This is a genomic window from Tenacibaculum piscium (genome assembly GCF_021390715.1).
Taxonomy (GTDB): Bacteria; Bacteroidota; Bacteroidia; order Flavobacteriales; family Flavobacteriaceae; genus Polaribacter; species Polaribacter piscius.
In genome coordinates this window covers 279,443-301,868 of the sequence record NZ_JAJGWT010000001.1, presented here as the reverse complement: position 1 = coordinate 301,868, position 22,426 = coordinate 279,443, and the positions used below count along the sequence as shown (strand labels likewise).

Genomic DNA, 22,426 nt, shown 5'->3' with positions numbered 1-22,426 from the left:
TTTTTCTTGATTACAAAAAGAATCTTTAACAATCTCTAAGAATATTTTTGTAAAAAACTAAGAATAACAAGTTAGTAGCATGTCGAAAGAAGAAAACTTACAATGTTCCTTTTGTGGGCGTAAAAAACCAGAAACCGATTTATTAATCGCTGGGATGGACGCACATATTTGCGATAAATGTATAGAACAAGCGCACGGAATTGTAGCTGAAGAAGTATCCGAAGCAATAGCATCAAGTTTACCCAAAGATTTAACCCTTAAAAAACCCAAAGAAATTAAAGCATTCTTAGATGAATATATCATCGGACAAGATGCTACTAAAAGAGGGATGTCGGTAGCGGTTTATAATCATTATAAACGATTATTGCAAACCAAAGATGATGAAGATGAGGTAGAAATTGAGAAATCAAACATCATTTTAGTAGGAGAAACAGGAACAGGAAAAACCTTAATGGCACGTACTATTGCTAGAATGTTAAATGTCCCTTTTTCTATTGTTGATGCCACGGTTTTAACCCAAGCAGGATATGTTGGAGAAGATGTTGAAAGTATTTTAAGTCGTCTGTTGCAAGCAGCAGATTATGATGTAGAAAAAGCAGAACGAGGAATTGTTTTTATTGATGAAATTGATAAAATTGCTCGTAAAGGTGATAATCCATCAATTACACGTGATGTATCAGGAGAAGGAGTGCAACAAGCATTGCTAAAATTATTAGAAGGTTCGGTAGTAAATGTTGCTCCGAAAGGTGGAAGAAAACATCCCGATCAAAAATTTATTGAAGTAAATACCAAAGAAATTTTATTTATCGCAGGAGGTGCTTTTTCAGGAATTGAAAGAATTATCAGCAAGCGTTTAAATATGCAATCGGTTGGATATAGTGCATCTATTGATGAAGATAAAGTTGATGAAACTAATTTATTACAATATATTATTCCTTCGGATTTAAAATCTTTTGGATTAATTCCTGAAATTATTGGACGTTTACCTGTATTAAGTTACATGAATCCGCTAGATGCAAAAACATTGCGTGCTATTTTAACAGAACCTAAAAATTCTATTATAAAGCAATACACGAAGTTATTTGCGATGGATGATGTAGCTTTTTCTTTAACCGAAGATGCAATGCAATACATTGTAGATAAGGCAATTGAATATAAATTAGGCGCTCGTGGATTGCGTTCTTTATGTGAAGCAATTTTAACAGATGCGATGTTTGATATGCCAAGTTCTGATGAAAAAGAATTAAAGGTTACCAGAAAATATGCCGAATCGAAGGTTACAAAATCAGCATTAAAGAAATTAAGAGCAGGGTCTTAATTTTTTGATTATAAAGTAAGAATAACAAAAAAAACCAGCGATTATCGTTGGTTTTTTTTTGTGAATTATTCCCGTAAATCATATAATTTATTTAGAATAGTCAATTCGTTTGTTATATTTTTTTAGCCATTCTGATAACTCTTCAGATGTTATTGAATATTTTTTAAGTACTTTATTTTTGATTTTATTTAGATGTAGTTCATTTAAAACTTCGGCTTCAAATTCTGCAACAATTTGTTGTTTCATTTCGATTGTTTTTTCAGTATTATTTTTGATAATTTGAGCTGTTTTTTTATCCGCTTTAGCGATAATAACAGTTGAATTTGTCAATTTTGTAACTGGTTCTGTAACCGATTTTATAGTTGGTTTTGTAGCTATTTTTGTCGTACTATAAATTGTTTTTTCATCTTTATACCATCCTTGAGGCGGTGTATTTAATTGAGTATTATTTACCCGAATCATATTTATATCATTGCCAGAAGTGTCCAAACTCTCTAACTTTGAACAGCCAGAAACATCTAAATAAGTCAATGTATTAAAGCTTGAATATAGGCTTTCAAGATTCGGATTATCTCCAAGAAGTAACGTATTTAATTGATTATTATCACAACTTACGTAGGCTAATTTGGTATTTTTACTAAGATCAAGTTTTGTTATTTTATTATCATTACAATTCAAAAAAGTAATAGACGTACTTTTTGATAAATCTAATTTTGTAAGATTATTATTAAAACAATCCAATCGTTTTAAATTTGGAAAACTTTCAAGTCCTGTTAAATCTTTAATTTTAGAATGTACGTTGGGCAATAATTTATTAGTTATCGGATTATTGATGTTTAAATTAATTACATATTTTGCATCACTAACTAAAATATTTCCATTTAAACCATTCGAATCAATATCTAAATCAATTAAACATTCTTCGAGTCCGATATCAGGAATTAGAATGGTTTCTTGAGCGTTTATAGCGACATTAAAAAATACTATAAATAGTAAAAAAGAAGAAAATCGGATGTTCATAATTGGGGGATTTAGGATTTCTGCAAAAGTAAATATTTAAAAATCTTGAGCAACTAAAAATCGTTTTTATAAGTATCTTTTGATACGCAAATTTAAAAGCTTGTATCTTTGCCATTGTATTTTAAAAATATGATAACCAAAGAAACCATAGAAAAAGTTTTTGAAGCCGCTCAAGTTGCCGAGGTAATTGGCGAATTTGTACAATTAAAAAAATCTGGAAGCAGTTTTAAAGGATTGAGTCCATTTACTGATGAACGAACACCATCATTTATGGTATCGCCAGTAAAACAAATTTGGAAAGATTTTAGTACAGGAAAAGGCGGAAATGCTGTATCATTTTTAATGGAACATGAGCATTATTCCTATCCAGAGGCGATAAAATGGTTGGCAAAAAAGTACAATATCGAAGTTGAAGAAACCGAGCAATCAGATGCGCAAAAAGAGCAAATGAATGAACGCGAAAGTATGTTTTTGGTCTCTAAATTTGCCAAAGATTATTTTCATGACGTATTAATGAACAGCCAACAAGGACGTGCCATTGGATTATCCTACTTTAAAGAAAGAGGTTTTCGAGAAGATATTATCGAAAAATTCGACTTAGGATATTGTAAAGATCAATGGGATAATTTCACGAATAATGCCTTATCAAAAGGCTACGATTTAAAGTATTTAAAATCTACAGGATTAACGATTGTTAAAGAAGGCGGTTCAACCGATAGAAAATTTGACCGTTTTAAAGGACGTGTTATGTTTCCGATTCACAGTATGTCGGGGCGGATTTTAGGTTTCGGAGGACGAATACTTACCAATGATAAAAAAGCAGCAAAATACTTAAACTCACCCGAAAGTGATATTTACCATAAAAGTAAAGTTTTATACGGAATTTATCAAGCAAAAAAAGAAATTGCCAAGCAAGATAATTGCTATTTAGTTGAAGGATATACTGATGTTATTTCATTTTATCAATCAGGAATTGAAAATGTGGTGGCATCTTCAGGAACGGCACTTACGCCCGAACAAATTCGTTTGGTGAATCGTTTAACTAAAAATATTACCGTTTTATTTGATGGTGATGCCGCAGGAATTAGAGCGTCTATTCGAGGAATCGATTTGATTTTAGCACAAGGAATGAATGTAAAAGTAGTTTCTTTTCCAGAAGGAGAAGATCCTGATAGTTTTGCAAAATCGCATTCAACAGCCGAATTAAAACAGTTTTTAGAAGAAAAATCACAAGATTTTATTGAATTTAAAGTGTCTTTGTTGATGGAAGACGCAAAGAATGATCCTGTTAAAAAAGCAGGATTAATTCGAGATATTGTAACGAGTATTTCTAAAATTCCAGATGGAATTCAACGAGAAGTATATGTGCAAGAATGTGCGCGTATCATGGATATTTCCGAACAAGTTTTATTTAACGAATTAGCACAATTAATCAATAAAGATTTGATTAATGCAACTAAAAAAAGTGCAAATCAAAGTAGAAATCAGCCATCGTTAGCAGGAGCAGAACAAGCATCGATGGGACTTGTTAAAACAAATCGGACGGGAGTTCAGAAAATAAATCAATTAGAAATTCTTGAAAAAGAAATTATCAGAATTTTATTATTATACGGAAACGAAATTGTCGATTTTGTCAATTGGGTAGCGGGAGTTGATGATAAAGGACGTCCTATTTTAGAGAAAGAAGAATATCAAAATACAGTTTCAAATGAGTTGTATTTAAATCTGCAAGAAGATGAAATTGAGTTTGCAAATGAACTTTTTAAACAAACTTATTATCAGTTAGTGCATCAATTAAATCAAGATGAAAAAATTTCGATAGACCAATTAATAATGCACGAAAATCAAGAAATTGCAAGCTTGGTTACTAATATTTTAATGGATGAAGAAAAATATTCGTTAAGCGATTGGGAACGCAAAGAAATTTTTGTAACACAAACCATCAAAATATTGCCTAAATTGGTATCAGATGCAATTTTAAATTTACGAAGAATTTTAATCGAACAAAAAATAAAAGAAATCATACACGAAGTACAAACCCAAAAAGCGGTGCTTGATTTAGAAGAAATATCAAACTACACCGACTTAAAAAAACGCCTTTTTGACAAATTAAATCGGGTAGTTTAAGGATTTTTTTATTTTTCTGATAAGAATTTGGCTAGGTAAGAATTGGCTAGTGCGAGCATCTTGCTCGTACCGTTTATAAAATAAATAATATGTTTTTTGTTTGATGGCACAAGCAAGATGCTTGCGCTAGCGTTTGCTGAATTTAATAGCAATTTATTTTAAATCGGCAGGGATTTCACAAACAGGAATCGGTATCATTTTATGTTGATTAATGCGGTTCAATCTTTTATAAATTTTAAAAACTTCAAGTTCTCTTTTTGAAAAATCAGTTTCGGTTTTTCCTAAATCTAGCATTTTCATTGCCCATTCTAATTCGTCATAAGAAGCACCAATTTGATCTTCATCAGTTCTACTATCGCCAAAAAGTCCGTCGGTAGGTTGGGCATTTTGTATCGAACTTGGAACTTTTAAATGTGATGCTAATGCATATACTTCCGATTTTACTAAATCAGCAATAGGGCTCAAATCTACACCACCATCACCATATTTTGTGTAAAAACCAACGCCAAAATCTTCTACTTTATTTCCCGTTCCTGCCACTAATAACCCGTGTAAACCTGCAAAATAATACAGCGTAGTCATGCGTAAACGAGCGCGTGTATTTGCCAATGCCAAATCGGTTTTTACTGATGTTTCTATTTTAGGAACTACGGTTTTAAAATCTTCAAAAACGCTTGTTAAATCAACTTCGACTTCACTAACATTTTTAAAGCGTTCTTTTAATTGTTTGATGTGTTCATTAGCTCTGTTTACTTGGCTTTCTGCTTGATGAATCGGCAATTCAACACATAAAACTTTTAAGCCAGTTTGGGCGCATAAAGTGGAAGTTACTGCACTGTCAATTCCGCCAGAAATACCCACGACAAAACCATTTACACCCGCTTTGGTTGCGTAATTTTTTAACCATTGTACAATATGTTCCGAAACTTTTGGTGTATTCATAATTAGAGATGTTTTTAGGAGTTTATATAAAATGATAGAAACTATTTTAGTAATTTTGAGGTTCTAATATTTAATTATACTTTGACTATTTTAAATGTAAATATACTATAAGTTCATGAGAAAATTTTTAGCACTTTTTATTTTAGTTTTCATTTTGATTTCGGTTTTAAGTTCATGTGATACACAAACCGATACTCGTTTGAAAATTAACGCATCTGATTTAGATAAAATAGCGGTAAAACCTGTTGTTATTGCGCGTTTTGATGTCGATTTTTATAAAACAACGCCAACGACTTTAATTAATACGAAAAATAAGTATCCTTTTTTGTTTCCAAAACAACCTGATAGCGTTTGGATTAATAAAATCAACAATAAAGATGAACGAGAATTATATGCCGAAACGCAAAAAATATTCCCGAATCTTGACACGTTGAGTTCCGATTTAACATCCTTATTTAAGCACGTAAAATATTATCATCCGAAGTTTAAAACGCCTAAGGTAATTACGATGCTTACCAATATTGACTATGATAATCGCATCGTATATGCCGATAGTTTATTGCTGATTTCTTTGGATGCTTATCTTGGGAAAACGCATCCTTTTTATAATGATTATCCCGCGTATATAAAGCAACATAATCAAAAAGAAAATATTAGTGTTGATGTTGCAAAAACGATTATAAATACGCAAAAATTTTCAGTAAAGCAACGTAATTTTATTGATAAAATGATTTATAAAGGTAAAAAAATGTATTTGTTAGATGCTTATTTACCAACAACTTCAGAGGCTCTCAAAATAGGATATTTACCTGAAAAAATGGCATGGGCAAAAAATAATGAACAACAAATTTGGCGTTATTTTATTGAAAAAGAATTGTTGTATAGTACCAGTAAAGACCTCGATAAACGGTTTTTAGATATCGCACCTTTTTCAAAATTTTATATGGATAAAGATGCCGAATCACCAGGGAGAATAGGGGAGTTTATTGGTTGGCAAATCGTGCGTTCGTATATGCAAAAGAATGATGTATCTTTGCTAGAATTAGTACAAAAAAGTGAAGCAGAAATCTTCCAGAAATCAAAATATAAACCGAAAAAATCAAATTAATTAAAAAGAAATAAAAGAATATAATGGCGATAAAACACACTTCTAAAATCGAATTTACAGTAGGATTAGACGAAAATAAAATTCCTGAAGAAATTTCATGGAATGCAGAAGATGGAGGCATTGAAAATGAGTCTTCAAAAGCAATTATGTTATCTGTTTGGGATCCTAAGAAAAAAGATACTTTACGTATGGATTTATGGACCAAAGATATGCCTGTTGATGAAATGAAACAATTCTATCATCAAACATTAGTATCAATGGCAGGTTCGTTTGAAAGAGCTACGGATGATCAAAAAATGGGTGCTACCATGCGTGATTTTTGTGATTATTTTGCAGAAAAATTAGAATTGAAAAAATAGCATTTAAAATGCTTTGACAATAGCTTTCTGAAATATAAAAAAAGCCTAAAAAAAGTAATTCTTAAATCACTTTTTTAGGCTTTTTTTTATTTATTTATAATTTTTTTTAACGAATATGATTGTTTATTTGTTGAATAATAGCTTGATAATCTTCTGTATTATTTACAAAATCTAGGTTAGAAACATCAATCATTAAAACATTTAAATTAAGCTCTTTTTCTATAAAATTACGATAACCATCATGTATTTTTTGTAGATACTCGGCTTCAATATTTTGCTCGTATATTCTTCCTCGATTTTTTATATTTTCTAATAATCGTTCGGTATTTTGATATAAATAGACATATAAATCAGGTTTTGTAACTTCTTTATAAAGTAAATAGAACATTTTTTGATATACTTCATATTCGTCTTTCGGCAGGGTAATTTCTGCAAAAATCAACGATTTAAATAAATAATAATCAGAAATAATACAATTTTCAAGCAATTCAAATTGTGCTAAATCATCGGTTAATTGCTGATGTCTATCGGCTAAAAAACTCATTTCTAAAGCAAAAGCATAGCGTTCTTTATCTTGATAAAATTTAGTTAAAAAAGGATTTTCAGTAAAGTTTTCTAGTACAATTTTAGTGTTAAATTGATTGGCTATTTTATAAGCTAACGATGTTTTTCCTGCACCAATATTTCCTTCAATAGCAATGTATTTATATTTTTCGGTAATAGAAATCGGGTTCATTAATTGCACTTTAATTTTCGAAATTTCAGAAGTATCCGTACAGTTTTTTAAACAATCCTGTAACGGTTTTTTTACTGTTGGATGAAGTATATTTTCCGTAATTTCAACCAATGGAACTAACACAAATTTTCGTTGTAACATTCTAGGATGTGGTACAATTATATTTTCTGAAAAAATAATTTCATCATTATATAATAAAATATCTAAATCGATAATTCTATCGGTGTAGCCACTTTTATTTTTTCGAGTTCTACCTAATTCATCTTCTAAAGAAAGTAATTTTTTGATTAATTTTTCAGGAGATAAATAGGTTGTAATTTTAATACACGTATTGTAAAAATCAGCTCCTTCAAAACCCAAAGAGGGCGTTTCGTATACCGAAGCAATTTGTTGAATTGCACCAATATTTGCAGCAATTAAATTAATTGCATTTTGAAGGTTTTCTAACCGATTTCCTTGATTTGTTCCTATTGATAAATAGGCAATTTGTTGTGTTTTCATGTAGTTTTCAAAGAGAAATAAAACGAAGTTTTTGTTTAAACCTGTAAATATAAATTTTATAATATCAAAAGAGTATGTCAAGGGGTTAAAACCCCTTGTTTTTAAAAAATAAAAACGTATCAAACCACATCTAAGGGATTTTATTTTCGTTTTTCATCTTCATTTGCGAAAGTTTTTAGTTTTCTTATGATTTTTAGTTCCTTTTAAGAAGGGGCTTCAACCCCTTGACTTGCTATTTTGTCGTTACATTTTTTTAGATGAAGTTTTAAGCCAAAAAAACCGCTAAAATAAATTAGCGGTTTCAAGATTATAAAAAAAATAAAGATTAATCTTCTTTTCTAGGTTCTCTTGGAGCTCTAGGTTTTCTGTCATCACGACTTCTGTTGTCTCTAGGCTTATTTTCTCTTGGTGGTCTTGCTACATAACCTTCTGGTTTTGGTAACAATGCTTTACGAGAAACTTTTTCTTTACGAGTTCTAGGGTCAAGTCCGAAATATTTTACATCAAATACATCACCCATTTTAACTACGTCAGAAACGTTTTCTGTACGTTCCCAAGCTAATTCACTTACGTGTAATAAAACTTCATTTCCAGGAGCATCTGCATATTCTACAACAGCACCAAAATCTAACATTTTAATTACTTTTACTTCGTAAGAATTACCAACGGTAGGTTTGAAAAGCATCGACTCAATACGAGTAATTACTTTTTCAATTCCATCAGGATCAGTTCCTAAAATTTCGATAATTCCTTCTTCAGTTACAGCATCTTCAGTAATTACAATTGTAGTTCCTGTTTCTTTCTGTAATTCTTGAATATGTTTTCCTCCAGGTCCGATAAATGCACCAATCATATCATTCGGGATACGACGGTTAATCATTTTTGGAGCATGTTCCTTAACTTCTTCGTTAGATTGAGAAATAGTATCCGTTAATTTTCCTAAAATATGTAAACGACCTGCACGAGCTTGTTTTAGTGCATTCACTAAAATTTCGTAACCTAATCCTTTTACTTTAATATCCATCTGACAAGCAGTAATTCCTTCAGAAGTACCAGTTACTTTAAAGTCCATATCACCTAAATGATCTTCATCCCCTAAAATATCAGATAAAACTGCGTAACGATCTCCATCAGAAATTAATCCCATTGCAATACCAGAAACTGGTCTTGTCATTTTAACACCTGCATCCATTAAAGCCATTGTACCAGCACAAACAGTTGCCATAGAAGAAGAACCATTCGATTCTAATACTTCAGATACAACTCTTACTGTATAAGGGCAATCAGCAGGAATCATTCCTTTTAAACCACGTTGCGCCAAGTTACCATGACCAACCTCTCTACGAGAAGTTCCTCTTAATGGTCTTGCTTCACCTGTACAAAAAGGAGGGAAGTTATAATGTAAATAGAAGTTCTCCTCACCTTCGTAAGATGGCATATCTATTTTGTTTGCATCTCTTGATGTTCCTAAAGTTACCGTTGCTAATGCTTGCGTTTCTCCACGAGTAAAAATTGATGAACCATGTGTTGATGGTAAATAATCTACTTCACACCAAATTGGTCTAATTTCGTCAGTCTTACGACCGTCTAAACGTAAACCTTCCGCTAAAGTTAATTCTCTAACAGCACTTTTTTGAGATTTGTTGAAATATTTTCCAACTAAATCACCATAATCAGCTAATTCTTCTTCAGTAAATGAAGCTTTAACTTCTTCTTTTACTTCAGCAAAAGCTGTTGTACGTTCTACTTTTGATGTACCTTTTTTAGCGATAGCATAACACTTATCGTAAGCAAGTTCATTTATTTTTTCAGCTAATGCTTCGTCTTCTCTTTCTCCTTCGTAAACTCTTGTTTCTTTCTTTCCGAAAGCTTCCGCTAAACGAACTTGAGCAGCACATTGTATTTTAATAGATTCATGCGCAAATTTAATTGCTTCCGCCATTTCTTCTTCAGAAATTTCATCCATTTCACCTTCAACCATCATTACTGAATCAGCTGAAGCTCCAATCATCATATCGATGTCAGATTCTGCTAATTGAGCTCTGTTTGGGTTAATTACAAATTCACCATTTACTCTAGCAACACGTGCTTCAGAAATAGGGCATTCGAAAGGGAAATCAGATAATTGAATCGCTGCAGAAGCTGCTAAACCTGCTAATGCATCTGGCATAACGTCTTCATCATGAGACATTAATTGAATCATTACCTGTACTTCCGAATGATAATCCTTTGGAAATAAAGGACGTAAAACACGATCTACTAAACGCATGGTTAATATTTCACCATCACTAGGTCTAGCTTCTCTTTTAAAGAAACCACCTGGATAACGACCTGCGGCAGCAAATTTTTCTCTATAATCTACCGTTAAAGGTAAAAAATCAACAGTTCCTGCTTTGTAGCTTGATACTACGGTACATAACAACATTGCTTTTCCCATTTGAACAACAACCGAACCATGGGCTTGTTTTGCTAATTTACCCGTTTCTAAAGAGATGGTTCTTCCATCTCCAAGGTCAATGACCTCTCTAAATACTTTTGGAATCATAAATTTTAATTCTAAATTTTTAAATTGTTTGTTGTTGTGTTGTTGTTTTGTTGCAATGGAAATTCAAAATTGTTGTTAAAAATTTTGAGTTTTTTATATAAATTTCTATTAGTTAGATAGAAATGAATTTTTAGGTATAAAAAAAGAGGCACGTTTATAGCGCCTCTTTTTGGGAGAATTATTTTCTAATTCCTAATTCTACGATAATCGCACGATATCTGTTGATTTCAGTTTTCTTTAAGTAATCAAGTAAGCTTCTACGTTTTCCTACCATTTTCACTAATGAACGTTCTGTATTAAAATCTTTACGATTTTGCTTTAAGTGCTCCGTTAAGTGGTTAATTCTAAAAGTGAACAATGCAATTTGTCCTTCCGAAGTTCCAGTATCAGCTTTACTTTTACCGTGTTTTTCGAATAATCCTTCTTTTACTTCTTTCGTTAAATACATTCCAATATTATTTAAATGATTTTTATGTACATCAATGAGCTATTCATTGAAGCTACAAAGATACAAATAAAATTTTAGTTGAATTGTATGCTAAAAGTGTTTTTTATGTTGATAAAAACAAAAAAGCCAGCAGTTGCTGACTTTTAATTTTATGCTCTAATAGGTTGATTCTGTATCAAATCAATATATAAATTCACTTGTTTTTTTAATTGTTTACGTTCGTAAATGGCGTCTAAGAAACCGTGTTCTAGTACAAATTCTGAACGCTGAAAACCTTCAGGTAAATCTTTTCCTGTGGTATCTTTTACAATTCTAGGACCTGCAAAAGCAATTAAAGCGTTTGGTTCAGCGATATTAATATCGCCAAGCATTGCAAAAGAAGCGGTAATTCCTCCAGTTGTTGGATCGGTACATAATGAAATATATGGAAGTTTAGCTTCTGCTAATTGTGCTAATTTCACGGATGTTTTTACCATTTGCATTAATGATAAGGATGCTTCCATCATACGTGCGCCTCCCGATTTTGACACCATTAAGAAAGGGAGTTCATTTTTGATAGCATAATCAATTGCTCTTGCTATTTTCTCACCAACGACAGATCCCATTGAACCGCCAATAAATGCAAAATCCATAGAAGCGATTACAATATTTTTTCCGTTAGATTTTCCGACAGCTGTACGAACGGCATCTTTTAAGCCTGTTTTACTTTGTGCAGCTTTTAAGCGATCGGGATATTTTTTAGTATCTTCAAATTTCAAAGGATCTTTTGATGTTAATGTTGCATCTAATTCAACAAAGGTATTTTCATCAAAAAAAAGTTCAAAATATTCATGACTTCCAATACGAACATGATAGCCATCTTCGGGGCTTACATATAAGTTTTTCTTTAATTCGTCTGTATCAATAACCTTACCGCTTGGTGTTTTATACCACAAGCCTTTAGGAGTGTCTTTTTTTTCTTCGGTCGGGGTTTGAATCCCCTTGTCTTTACGTTTAAACCAAGCCATAGTTTAGTTTATATTTTGTTGTTTGTTTTTTGGGTTAACTCGTTTATTTTAAGAAATGAGCTGACGACAAATGTAAATTATTTTTTATGAACTTTACTTTTTATCGCTAAAAAAAGCATTTAGAGGGTTCTAAATGCTTTTTGATTTACTGTAATCAATATCTGTTTGAGTGATTTTTTTTTCAAAAAAGATATTGATTGATGTATTATAAGGTATTTACATTATTTAAATCTTCGAAAGCTTTTTTCAAACGAGTTTTAAATGTTAATTCTCCTTCACGTAGCCATTTACGAGGGTCGTAGTATTTTTTATTAGGTTTATCATCGCCATCAGGATTTCCAATCTGACTAGCTAAATATGCTTGATTTTTCAAAATATAATCACGAGTACCTTCGGTGAAAGCGTATTGTAAATCGGTATCAATATTCATTTTGATAGTACCGTAATCAATTGCTTCTCTAATTTCTTCTAAAGAAGATCCAGAACCTCCGTGAAAAACAAAATCGATAGTATTATGTGGCACGTTGTATTTTTTAGAAATATATTCTTGAGAATTTTTCAAGATTTTCGGTGTTAATTTCACGTTTCCGGGTCTGTAAACTCCGTGTACATTTCCAAAAGCGGCAGCAATGGTAAATTGGTCGCTTATTTTCATTAATTCTTCGTAAGCGTAGGCAACTTCTTCGGGTTGCGTGTAAAGTTTAGAAACATCTACATCAGAATTATCAACACCATCTTCTTCACCACCAGTGATTCCTAATTCAATTTCTAGTGTCATTCCTATTTTGCTCATACGAGCAAGATATTTTTTACAGATTTCGATATTTTCTTCTAATGGTTCTTCGGATAAATCAATCATATGAGAGCTATATAAAGATTTTCCTGTTTCTTTATAAAATTGCTCACTAGCGTCTAATAATCCATCAATCCAAGGTAATAATTTTTTAGCGGCATGATCGGTATGTAAAATTACTGGAATACCGTAAGCTTCGGCTAATAAATGCACGTGTTTTGCACCTGCAACAGCACCTGCAATGGCTGCTTTTTCATGTTCGTTTGATAATCCTTTACCAGCATTAAATTGCGCACCACCATTAGAAAACTGAATAATTACGGGTGAATTTAATTCTTTTGCGGTTTCTAGAACAGTATTTACGGTACTAGAACCTACAACATTTACTGCAGGTAATGCAAATTTTTTATCTTTTGCTAATTGAAATATTGCTTGTACTTCTTTTCCTGTAGCAACTCCAGCTTTAATAGTATGCGCCATTTTATATGTTTTTTATGTGATTTTAGTTGTATTTAGCGTGTCAAAAATAAGAAATTTTAATGCATTGCTCGAAAATAACGGCTTTTGAATTTATAATTTTTAAAAAGGGTAATTAATTCCGATATTTAGTACAGATCTGGAGATATTAAAATTTCGAAACCATCGGTTATTATTTAAGTAAGGTTCGTGTACTTTGAAGCCTACATCTAGTCTTGCGATTAAAAAATTAAAATCATATCGAAGTCCAAATCCTGCGCCAACAGCGATATCTGTGAATGATTTAATGTTGTCAAATTTAGCGGCATCATCAATAAAATCAGAATTTGTGATGTCCCAAATATTTCCTGCATCTGTAAATAAAGCACCTTTTAACGCTCCTAGCATATTAAATCGATATTCAAAACTCGATAAAAATTTTAAACTTCCGATATTATATTCTAAGCCAGGTTTTCGGGTTCCTGCTCCTAAATCGTATGTTTTCCAAGCTCTTACATCATTTGAACCTCCCGCAAAATAGCTACGAGAAAAAGGAATGCTCGATTGATTATAATTAATAATACTTCCTAAAAAAGTTCGATGTGCTAGCACGGTATTATTTCCTAAATTCCAATATTTTTTATATTCTAAATCCAATTTAAAATACTGAGCAATAGGGATTTTAAAAAATGTTTTTTGATTTTTTGTATTTTCTTTTTCTGATAAAATTCCCATTAAATTTCCTGCATTAGCGACTCTAAATTTTACAAAAGAAAAACTAGCATCTTTACTATTTTCTTGATTATTATAGGTGTAACTAAAAGCAATTTCTGGGATTAAAAAATCCGAAGTAATAATATTGTAGCGATTAAAAATATTCAAATTATTTTGAAAAGCGACTGCATTAGCAGTTTGAAAATTTTCATCTTGTGCAACATTTTTCATAAATGTTACAATACTTCCTGCGTTATTTGTTTGATTATCGGGTAATTTATATTTAGGAATTTCGTCTGCCACTTTTTTTAATTTCGAATATTCTGAGCCGTATATGGTAAAATAATTATTGATATTTAAGTTTCGAATATATTGGGTATTAAACAATTCTAATTGTAATGATTTTCGAGTATTATATTTCCATTTATAATCTAAAGCAACGGTAATATTTTGATTATCGAGTCCAATATTTTTTTGAATACCGCCTCCGATTAAAAACTTTGATTTAGGAAACATTCTTTTCGGAATCATTTTTTGCCATCCAAAGGGTGCGATAAAACGAGGAATTTCTAGAGAAATATCGGCTCCCATTTCCCAACCGAGTCCATTATTGGAGCTAAAATACGAGCCAAAAGTGGAGAATTTAAAGGTTTCTGCTCCTTTAAAGGTATTTCTATTGATAAGCGAAAAAGTTAGGGAAACATCAAAATTTCGAATATTAGAGCGTGATAATTCGGTATCAAAACCTACGGTATATTTTTCGATAGGTGTTAAAAAAACAGTCGCTTCTAAGTCATTTTCAGTGAGTTCGTTATAGCGAATCGAGGTTGATTTAAAATTCTTTAAACTTCTTAAATGCGTGCGTGTTAGGTTTTTAGATTCATCGCTATACACCATATTTGGTTTCATAAATAATGATTGCGATAATATTTTAGGATTGTATTTTATTTTTTCATGCGCATAAAAATGAATACCATTATAGATTGCCGAATCTTTATGAATTGAATCTTTTTTATTGTAGGAATAATCGGTAAAAACGCTTATTTTTTTTATTTTTTGAATTTTAAAGGGAATAATTCTATCTGAAATACTAATTTCTACGTTTGTTTTTTGATAATTTTTCAGGGTATCATTATCGAATGAAATATAGTTTTCATTAAAATGATAGATACCATTATTTCGAAATAATTCGACCAAACGATTTGCTTCTTTAATAAAATTGCCGTCTTTGTATTGACTTCCTTTGGAAAGAAAACTTTTTTCTTTGGATATTTTATATAAAGAATCAAGAATAGGGGAGGCGATTTTAGTTTGAATCGTATCTAAAAACGAAGGATTTCCTTTGGTAATATGATATGAAATTTCTCCTTTTTTAGGAGCAATAGTATCTTTTTTTGATGTTATTTTGGCTCTAAAATAGCCTTGTGTTTGAAAGTATGCTTTTAAGTTTCCAATTGTTTTTTGAGTTTTTATCGGATTAATAATAACGGGTGCTTCGCCACTATTTAAAAACCAATGATTAAATCCGATAAATGTATTGGCAACAGAAATACTTTGTTTTTCAGAGAAACCTTTTTTAAAAAATCGATATATTTTAGGATTTTTATTTCCCCATTGCGATGGTGTTTTAGCTCCCTGAGGATTTCCTAAATTATAAAAATACAACGACAACGGAACTCCCAAGGCTTTGGCATTTGGGCGTTGCATCAGTAATTCTGCAATATTTTCGGTGGTATTTTTAGTGCTGTCAACGTAAACACTATTTTTAGCGAGTAACAATTCATTTTCTTTAACAAATTTTATCGTATTACAAGAATTGAATAAGAGTACTAATAAAAAGAAGAAAGAAAGTTTTTTCATTAACTTTACGGCACGTATTTTAAGTATCAAAAATACTATTTTTTAGTGATTATAAAGTGTTAAAAAAATAATAATGAGTTTATCAAAAAACAACCTAAAATTAATTACAAGTTTACGACAAAAAAAGTATCGACAAAAAGAACAATTATTTGTTGCTGAAGGCGTAAAAGTGGTGCAAGAATTGATAGCTTCTTCCTTAGAAGTCGCTCATATTTTTACAACGGATAGTCATTTTGAAATTCCTGAAAATATAGCGTGTACACTTATTTCTGATATTGAATTAAAAAAAATTAGTACGTTAAAGAATCCGAATAAAGTTTTAGGATTGTTTAAAATCCCTGAATATAAAAGTTCTGAAACGACAACAATTCCTGATGCTACTTGTAATTTAATTGTTGCTTTGGATGCCATAAATGATCCCGGAAATTTAGGAACAATTATTCGTTTGTGTGATTGGTTTGGTATTTCGGAATTGATTTGTTCAAAAAACACGGTAGATTGTTACAATCAAAAAGTGGTACAATCCACCATGGGTTCTTTGGCTCGGGTACGCATTTCTTATACCGATTTGCCTATTTTTTTATCAAATACGAGTTTGCCTGTTTTTACTGCTGATATGCACGGAACAAATGTTTATAAAACAACGCTTCCTCAAAAAGCGGTTTTGGTGATGGGCAATGAAGCTAACGGAATTTCTGCTGAAATAGCAGCGATTGTAAAACATACAATAACGATTCCTCGTTTTGGCGATACTCAACAAACCGAAAGTTTAAATGTCGCTACTGCAACTGCTATTTTATTAAGTGAATTTAAAAGATGAATTTAAAGGCTTTTTATTTTTCTCTTTTATTTTGTCTTTATTTTTGCATCTATTTTATCAATAATATACGTTAAATCAGCTTTATTTTTGATGAAATCTAAGTTATCAACATCGATAATTAACAATTTTCCTTTGTTATATTTACTTGCCCAAGCTTCGTAGCGTTCGTTTAATCGGCTTAAATAATCGATACTAATTGAGTTTTCATATTCTCTTCCACGCTTGTGAATTTGTCCAACTAAGGTAGAAATATCGGCACGTAAATAAATCAATAAATCTGGAGGTGTTACTAATTTTTCCATCAGTTCAAATAAAGAGGAATAATTGCCAAAATCACGATTGGTCATTAATCCCATTGCGTGCAGATTTGGTGCAAAAATATGAGCGTCTTCATAAATAGTTCGGTCTTGAATTATTTTTTTTCCAGATTCTCTTAATTCTAAAACTTGACGAAACCGACTATTTAAAAAGAAAACTTGTAAATTAAACGACCAGCGTTCCATTTCAGCATAAAAATCATCTAAATATGGATTATCATCTACGGATTCGTAATGAGCGTCCCAATTATAATGTTCGGCTAATATTTTGGTTAATGTGGTTTTTCCTGCTCCGATATTTCCGGCAATTGCTACATGCATAATTTTTTTGAATTTTTGAATTTCAATAAGGTAAAATTACATAAAATTTTGCTATCAATTGGCTAAAAAAAAGCGTGCTTTATAGCACGCTTTTTTCTTGATTATTTTTTTAAATTTTTCTTGATATCTTAAATAAACTAAAAAAAATATTATTGAATAATTATTTTTCTAGTTTTTAATTTTCCATCATTTTCAATTTGAAGAAAGTAATTTCCGCTACTTATTTTTTTGAATTGTACTTCTTGTTCAAAACGGGTCGATATTGTTGAAAATGTTTGAGTTTCTAATAATTGTCCAAGAGCGTTAAACAATCGAATAACGGTTACTTCTTTAATTTTTACTTTAAATTTCACGGTTAATTTTCCATCAGAAGGTACAGGAAACACTTGTAAATCAGTAAATAAATTTTTATACGTAGCAAAACTTTCTTGTATATTGATGGTATACTCTTCCACTTCGCCATCAAAACCAAATTCACAAGAATTTGCAGTCTGTTCGATTGCTTTTTTTACCGCAATTCGTAAAACTGTAGTACCAATTTCGGCATCTTCAGGAATCGTAATAGAAGTATTATTCGCTTCTAAATCAATGATTTCATTGTCTTCGAACACTAAATTTTGATTCCAGTCTATCCAGCCGTATGTTTTTATATTTTCGTTATTTTGATTGTTTATTTTAATAGTTAGTTCATAATTTTCGCCTCTAATTACGGGCGTATTGATGGTTTTAAAATCAGAATATCCTGTAGTTTTTGTTGATGAATTATCAATTTCAGCAAACATCACTTTGGTAATACTTGTTTGTGATGTTGCATTTCCGATTGCTTTACAATAGCTATCATTTACATTAAGTTTTAAATCCACCGATTTTTGAATTTCACCTGCTGTTGCGATAATTTTAATGGTATAATCTCCAACGGGAGCCTCATTTAAATTATTGATATTTACGGTAAATGTTCCATTTTCGTTAATCATTTTAGGATTAATGCTAATATTAGCATTTTCTGGGGTGTTTTCTGTGGATAAACTTACATTTTGGTTAAAACCATTGATTGTTTCATAGTCGATTTCGAATTGAACTTCGTTTACGGATTTGTTATAAATTGCGATTGGTTTCGTTTGATTTGTGAGTGTAAAACTCGGTGTAATGGCAATGGTATAATCTTCAACTTCGCCATTAAATCCTGATATACATTTGTTATCAATCGTATTTTTTGTTGTATTTTCAAATACTTTTTCAGTGATGATTCTTAGTGTCGTTTTGCCATTTAGAGCATTATTTGGAATGATAATTTCCAGGCCGCTTTTGCTTGTTGAAGCGTTGGCATTCGTGGCGGTTCCTAAGTCATATTTTTCATTGGCATCAAACAAACAATTTTGATTCCAATCAATCCAAGCGGTTGTTTTTACGGTTTGTTTTCCATCAGAATTAGCCTTTACAATTAAAGGATATTTTGTTCCTCTTATAAGTTCGGCAATTGTATTGGTGTACTTTGAATATCCTGCAGATTTTTCAGAAATACTATTGATATCGGCAAAATTTACAAGCGTTGTGCTAATGTTACTGTCCATATTTCCTGCGGATTTACAAATAGTATCATTTATATTAAAAGGAATACTTATTTGTTTTGTCATCGAATTTGCTTTGGCTATAATTTTAAAATTATAATCTCCAACAGGAGCATTTTTCAAGTTTGATAGCGTTACTTTCACAAGTCCATTGGTATCGATAGTTGAAAAATTAGCGGTAGTATTTGCAGGAATTTCTATTGCAGAAAAAACGATATTTTCATTAAAACCTTGTAAGGCTTCATATTTTAGCGTGAAAATTTGTGTATCAACAGCGGTATTACATATCGATAGATTTCCAGAAGTATTGTTTATGGTAAAACTTGGTCTTGGTTTTTCTATAATTTTAAGGGTATAATCTTCGGTTTCTCCCCAATTTACCAAATGTTCGGAAGTACAGGCTCCTTCGCCGTAATTTTTTGTAGGATCGTCATATTCGAGTAGCACACGCATTCGAGTAAATCCTAAAACAGCATTTTCAGGAATTGTAATCTTCTGACCAAGTGTTTGCTGACTTCCTGAACCAATATCATATCTTTCGGTGATTTTATCAAAAATTAAATCTTGATTCCAATCAATAAAAACAAAACAATGGTCTTGATAACCATCGCTATCGAAAGTAACATTCATTTGATATGAAACCGTTTTTTCAACTTCGGTAATGATGTTTGTAAAATCTTCATAACCATCTATAGTATCATTTCCTGAGGTATTATTTATTGAATTGAAGCTAACATTCGTAATGTGATTTTTACCTCCAGCATCATCAATAAAAGTAGAACTACAATATGATGGCGCTTGTGTTATAAATTGATTATCGCTTGAAAAAGTTCCTTCTTTACAGTTATTTTTAGGTTTTACACGCCAAAAATAAGTTGTTGTTCCCAGTAGTGGTGTCGTGGGTGTGTAAGAATTTGTATTAACAGTTTCATCGATAATAATTGTTGAAAAATCACTATTTGAGGCAACGATTAATTGATACGCACTTGCATTTTCAACTTTTGACCAATTAAAATCGGGCGTTAAACTGGTTTCTGTAATTAAATTTACAGGAGATTTTAAGATGGTTTTGGTTAAATTATCATCAATTATATTTAAAAAAGCGGTGTTTGTTTGTGTAATTGTTGCTGATTTTCCTTGAATTACAATGGTATATTCTTTTTGATTACTTTGTTTAAAATTATTGATAGTTAAAGTAACATCGCCACTAGAATTCAGGCTATTTGGCGTAAAAACGGCTGAAGTTCCGTTAGGTAATCCTGTTGCCGATAAATTTATTGTTTCTGTAAATCCATTGATAAAATTAGCATTGAACGTATAAGAAATAGTGGTATCGCTATTTTTACAGGTATTTTGTTTTGGGGTTTTATTTGATAATAAAAAAGTTGGTTTTGTGGCATTAATCGTAAAATTACTATCATTTACATTATAGAAAATATTATCAGATGATTCTATAAGGATTCGTGCTTGTGTTGTTGGTGTATCTGGAATTGTAATTTCTTCTGTTCCATCATTTAAGGTATTTTCTTTTAAGAGAATTGGGAAGGTTTTTCCTCCATCAGTAGAAAGTTTTATAGTAACTTTTTTACAATTAATCGGAGCGATATCGCTTGTTCCTTTTTGCCAAGTGATTGTTTTTGTAGCGCCAGTATCCCAAATAATATTGGTATTTGGTGCGGTAACGGTAAATGGTAGGGCATCGGTAAGGGTAATTTTGATATTATCTCTATCGGAGCTACCACCGTTCGGATTGTTGTCTCTTACAGTAAATGCGAAATTTAATTCTCTCTCCACCGTTGGTAATACAATCCATTGATTAGCAGTTTTATTGATAACATTTTCAAAATCAGGAAAGTATCGATTTGCAGATTTACTTGGAGCAACAGATTTAAAAGTAGGTCCTCCTGTACTTGTTGCTACAGGTGGCATTGGTGCAATTTGGGTATCTGTTTGTTCCCAATTATAAGTTAAACTTGCTGTTCCTTGTTTGTCGGTGGCACTTCCTTTTAAGAGAAAAGGCGTTCCTTTTGGAATACTATAATTCGTTCCTGCATTGGCAATTGGTGCATCATTATTTGTGGGGGTTAGTACGGCACAATTTCCATTTCCTTGTATGTGCGACCACATTTGGTCAATACTTACGGCATGAAAATACGGGTCGCTTTTGGTTTGTACATTGGGTGCACAAATATTGGCATATCCCATAATTGTAGAACCACTTCCAGGTTCTACAGCAGTTGAACTTGTTCTGTTACAATCATTATTTTGCGTGTGTGTTGCTCCGAATTGATGTCCTAATTCATGACAAACATAATCAATATCGTAAGGGTCATTAATGGGCTGATAACTTCCTGTAAGTCCTTGCGCTTTATAGCCTTGAACACATACGGAACTAACTTCAGCATAACCACCGCCGCCGGTACTAAATGCGTGTCCGATATCGTAATTTGCGTTTCCAATGATGGCATCACATTTTACTTGACTTTCTTCAATTAAATCATCTGCATTGTTATTGGTTAGTTGGTCGGTATTTGTATCAAAGAAAATTAATTCATCATTATTCGCAACTAAAATCATTCTAACGGCTAAATCTCTTTCATAAATTTGATTTACTCGTGTAATAGAAGTATTAATTGCCGATAAAACAGTCGCTTTTTTCACCAAATCAGTTGCTGATGTTGCAACATTTTGTCTATTTAAATGAAAAAGAGAATATTCAGCGGTACAAACAATGGCGATTCTGTAGGTTCTTAATTGTCCATCATTGGCATTTTTTTTTTGAGTTGATGCCGTTCTTTGTCGATTTTCGTGTTTATTTTTTTGTCGATTCTCGCCTTTAACTTGACAACTAAAAGAAGTGTCAATTGGTTTTAAATCACTAGTTTTATAGATGATATATTGTTTTTTATCTTTGGTGTACGGGTCGATATATACGGTTTCTTTATCCGCAGAAGAAATAATAGCGTGTACGCCGTTCGTACCCAAACTGATTTTTACAATTTTACGAGCATCGTCAATTCCGATTCCTGTATAGGATTTAATCATTGGAAATTTTTCGGCTAATTTAGGCGCTAATAAAGCCGTTTCTTTCATTGAAAAACGCTCTAGTTTTCCTTCTGAATTGGGTAATGTAATAATTTTTTCACGGCTCTTTTCTGATGAATTGGCTGTTGAATTTGGTGAGTTTCGTAAGTATTTTGTAAAACCATTTAGATTTAAAGAAGCGACTGTATATTTTTCAGGCGTACTTTTTCTTTTCAATATGTTTTTCTTTTTAATTGTTTTTTCTTTTTTGGCAGAAGTGTTCCAAAAATTTTGAGAATAACTAGTGGTTACAAAAAAAGTGAAAAATAAAACGAGTAATAGGGTGTTTTTTTTTGTCATATTGAATCGTGTTAATAGGAGCATTTTAACCGCTTAAAGTTAATTTTCGCTACCTTTGGGAACTTGTTTTAGAACACAAATT

15 protein-coding genes are annotated in these 22,426 nt (G+C 31.5%); 5 read left to right on the top strand and 10 right to left on the bottom strand.

What is annotated here, in order from left to right:
* The first annotated feature begins 79 nt into the window (after window positions 1-79).
* Entirely contained in the window at window positions 80-1,318 is a 1,239-nt protein-coding gene (gene clpX / locus L0U77_RS01345) for an ATP-dependent Clp protease ATP-binding subunit ClpX (RefSeq protein WP_233883809.1), read from the top strand.
* Between the two features lie 87 nt (window positions 1,319-1,405).
* Here the strand turns inward: clpX and L0U77_RS01340 are convergent, their stop codons facing one another.
* A complete protein-coding gene (locus tag L0U77_RS01340; protein WP_233896877.1) occupies window positions 1,406-2,338 on the bottom strand; it encodes a leucine-rich repeat domain-containing protein in 933 nt (310 codons plus the stop codon).
* A 129-nt stretch (window positions 2,339-2,467) separates the two neighbouring features.
* Between L0U77_RS01340 and dnaG the strand changes: the two genes are divergently transcribed.
* On the top strand, window positions 2,468-4,465 hold the full coding sequence (dnaG, locus tag L0U77_RS01335) for a DNA primase (protein ID WP_233896879.1): 1,998 nt from the start codon (window positions 2,468-2,470) through the stop codon (window positions 4,463-4,465).
* Window positions 4,466-4,618: 153 nt separating this feature from the next.
* On the opposite strand, the gene nadE is transcribed toward dnaG, so the two are convergent.
* Window positions 4,619-5,407, bottom strand: a complete 789-nt coding sequence (gene nadE, locus L0U77_RS01330; protein WP_233896881.1) for an NAD(+) synthase — start codon at window positions 5,405-5,407, stop codon at window positions 4,619-4,621.
* A gap of 115 nt (window positions 5,408-5,522) precedes the next feature.
* Here nadE and gldB point away from each other — a divergent pair, with 115 nt between their 5' ends.
* Window positions 5,523-6,515 carry a gliding motility lipoprotein GldB gene (gene gldB, locus L0U77_RS01325; RefSeq protein ID WP_233896882.1) on the top strand — a complete coding sequence of 331 codons (993 nt, stop codon included), beginning with the start codon at window positions 5,523-5,525 and terminating at the stop codon, window positions 6,513-6,515.
* 23 nt (window positions 6,516-6,538) lie between these two features.
* Window positions 6,539-6,874 carry a gliding motility protein GldC gene (gene gldC / locus L0U77_RS01320; protein ID WP_101918040.1) on the top strand — a complete coding sequence of 112 codons (336 nt, stop codon included), beginning with the start codon at window positions 6,539-6,541 and terminating at the stop codon, window positions 6,872-6,874.
* A 106-nt stretch (window positions 6,875-6,980) separates the two neighbouring features.
* Here the strand turns inward: gldC and folK are convergent, their stop codons facing one another.
* The 6 genes from folK to tamL form a co-directional block, all read right to left on the bottom strand.
* Window positions 6,981-8,111, bottom strand: coding sequence for a 2-amino-4-hydroxy-6-hydroxymethyldihydropteridine diphosphokinase (gene folK / locus L0U77_RS01315; protein ID WP_233900643.1), 1,131 nt, complete (start codon window positions 8,109-8,111; stop codon window positions 6,981-6,983).
* Window positions 8,112-8,436: 325 nt separating this feature from the next.
* Entirely contained in the window at window positions 8,437-10,656 is a 2,220-nt protein-coding gene (locus L0U77_RS01310) for a polyribonucleotide nucleotidyltransferase (RefSeq protein WP_233896884.1), read from the bottom strand.
* A 178-nt stretch (window positions 10,657-10,834) separates the two neighbouring features.
* Entirely contained in the window at window positions 10,835-11,104 is a 270-nt protein-coding gene (gene rpsO / locus L0U77_RS01305) for a 30S ribosomal protein S15 (protein ID WP_233896888.1), read from the bottom strand.
* 149 nt (window positions 11,105-11,253) lie between these two features.
* Complete coding sequence (gene accD / locus L0U77_RS01300) at window positions 11,254-12,111, bottom strand: acetyl-CoA carboxylase, carboxyltransferase subunit beta (protein WP_101918036.1); 858 nt, start codon at window positions 12,109-12,111, stop codon at window positions 11,254-11,256.
* Between the two features lie 205 nt (window positions 12,112-12,316).
* The gene (fbaA, locus tag L0U77_RS01295; RefSeq protein ID WP_101918035.1) at window positions 12,317-13,384 is read right to left on the bottom strand and encodes a class II fructose-bisphosphate aldolase; all 1,068 of its coding nucleotides are present in this window, start codon (window positions 13,382-13,384) and stop codon (window positions 12,317-12,319) included.
* A gap of 99 nt (window positions 13,385-13,483) precedes the next feature.
* Entirely contained in the window at window positions 13,484-15,964 is a 2,481-nt protein-coding gene (gene tamL / locus L0U77_RS01290; RefSeq protein WP_233861237.1) for a translocation and assembly module lipoprotein TamL, read from the bottom strand.
* Between the two features lie 43 nt (window positions 15,965-16,007).
* Here tamL and L0U77_RS01285 point away from each other — a divergent pair, with 43 nt between their 5' ends.
* Window positions 16,008-16,754, top strand: a complete 747-nt coding sequence (locus L0U77_RS01285) for a TrmH family RNA methyltransferase (RefSeq protein ID WP_233896889.1) — start codon at window positions 16,008-16,010, stop codon at window positions 16,752-16,754.
* Between the two features lie 26 nt (window positions 16,755-16,780).
* Here L0U77_RS01285 and L0U77_RS01280 read toward each other — a convergent pair whose 3' ends face one another.
* On the bottom strand, window positions 16,781-17,392 hold the full coding sequence (locus L0U77_RS01280; RefSeq protein WP_101918032.1) for a deoxynucleoside kinase: 612 nt from the start codon (window positions 17,390-17,392) through the stop codon (window positions 16,781-16,783).
* 149 nt (window positions 17,393-17,541) lie between these two features.
* A complete protein-coding gene (locus L0U77_RS01275; protein WP_233896890.1) occupies window positions 17,542-22,344 on the bottom strand; it encodes a GEVED domain-containing protein in 4,803 nt (1,600 codons plus the stop codon).
* Between the last annotated feature and the right edge of the window lie 82 nt (window positions 22,345-22,426).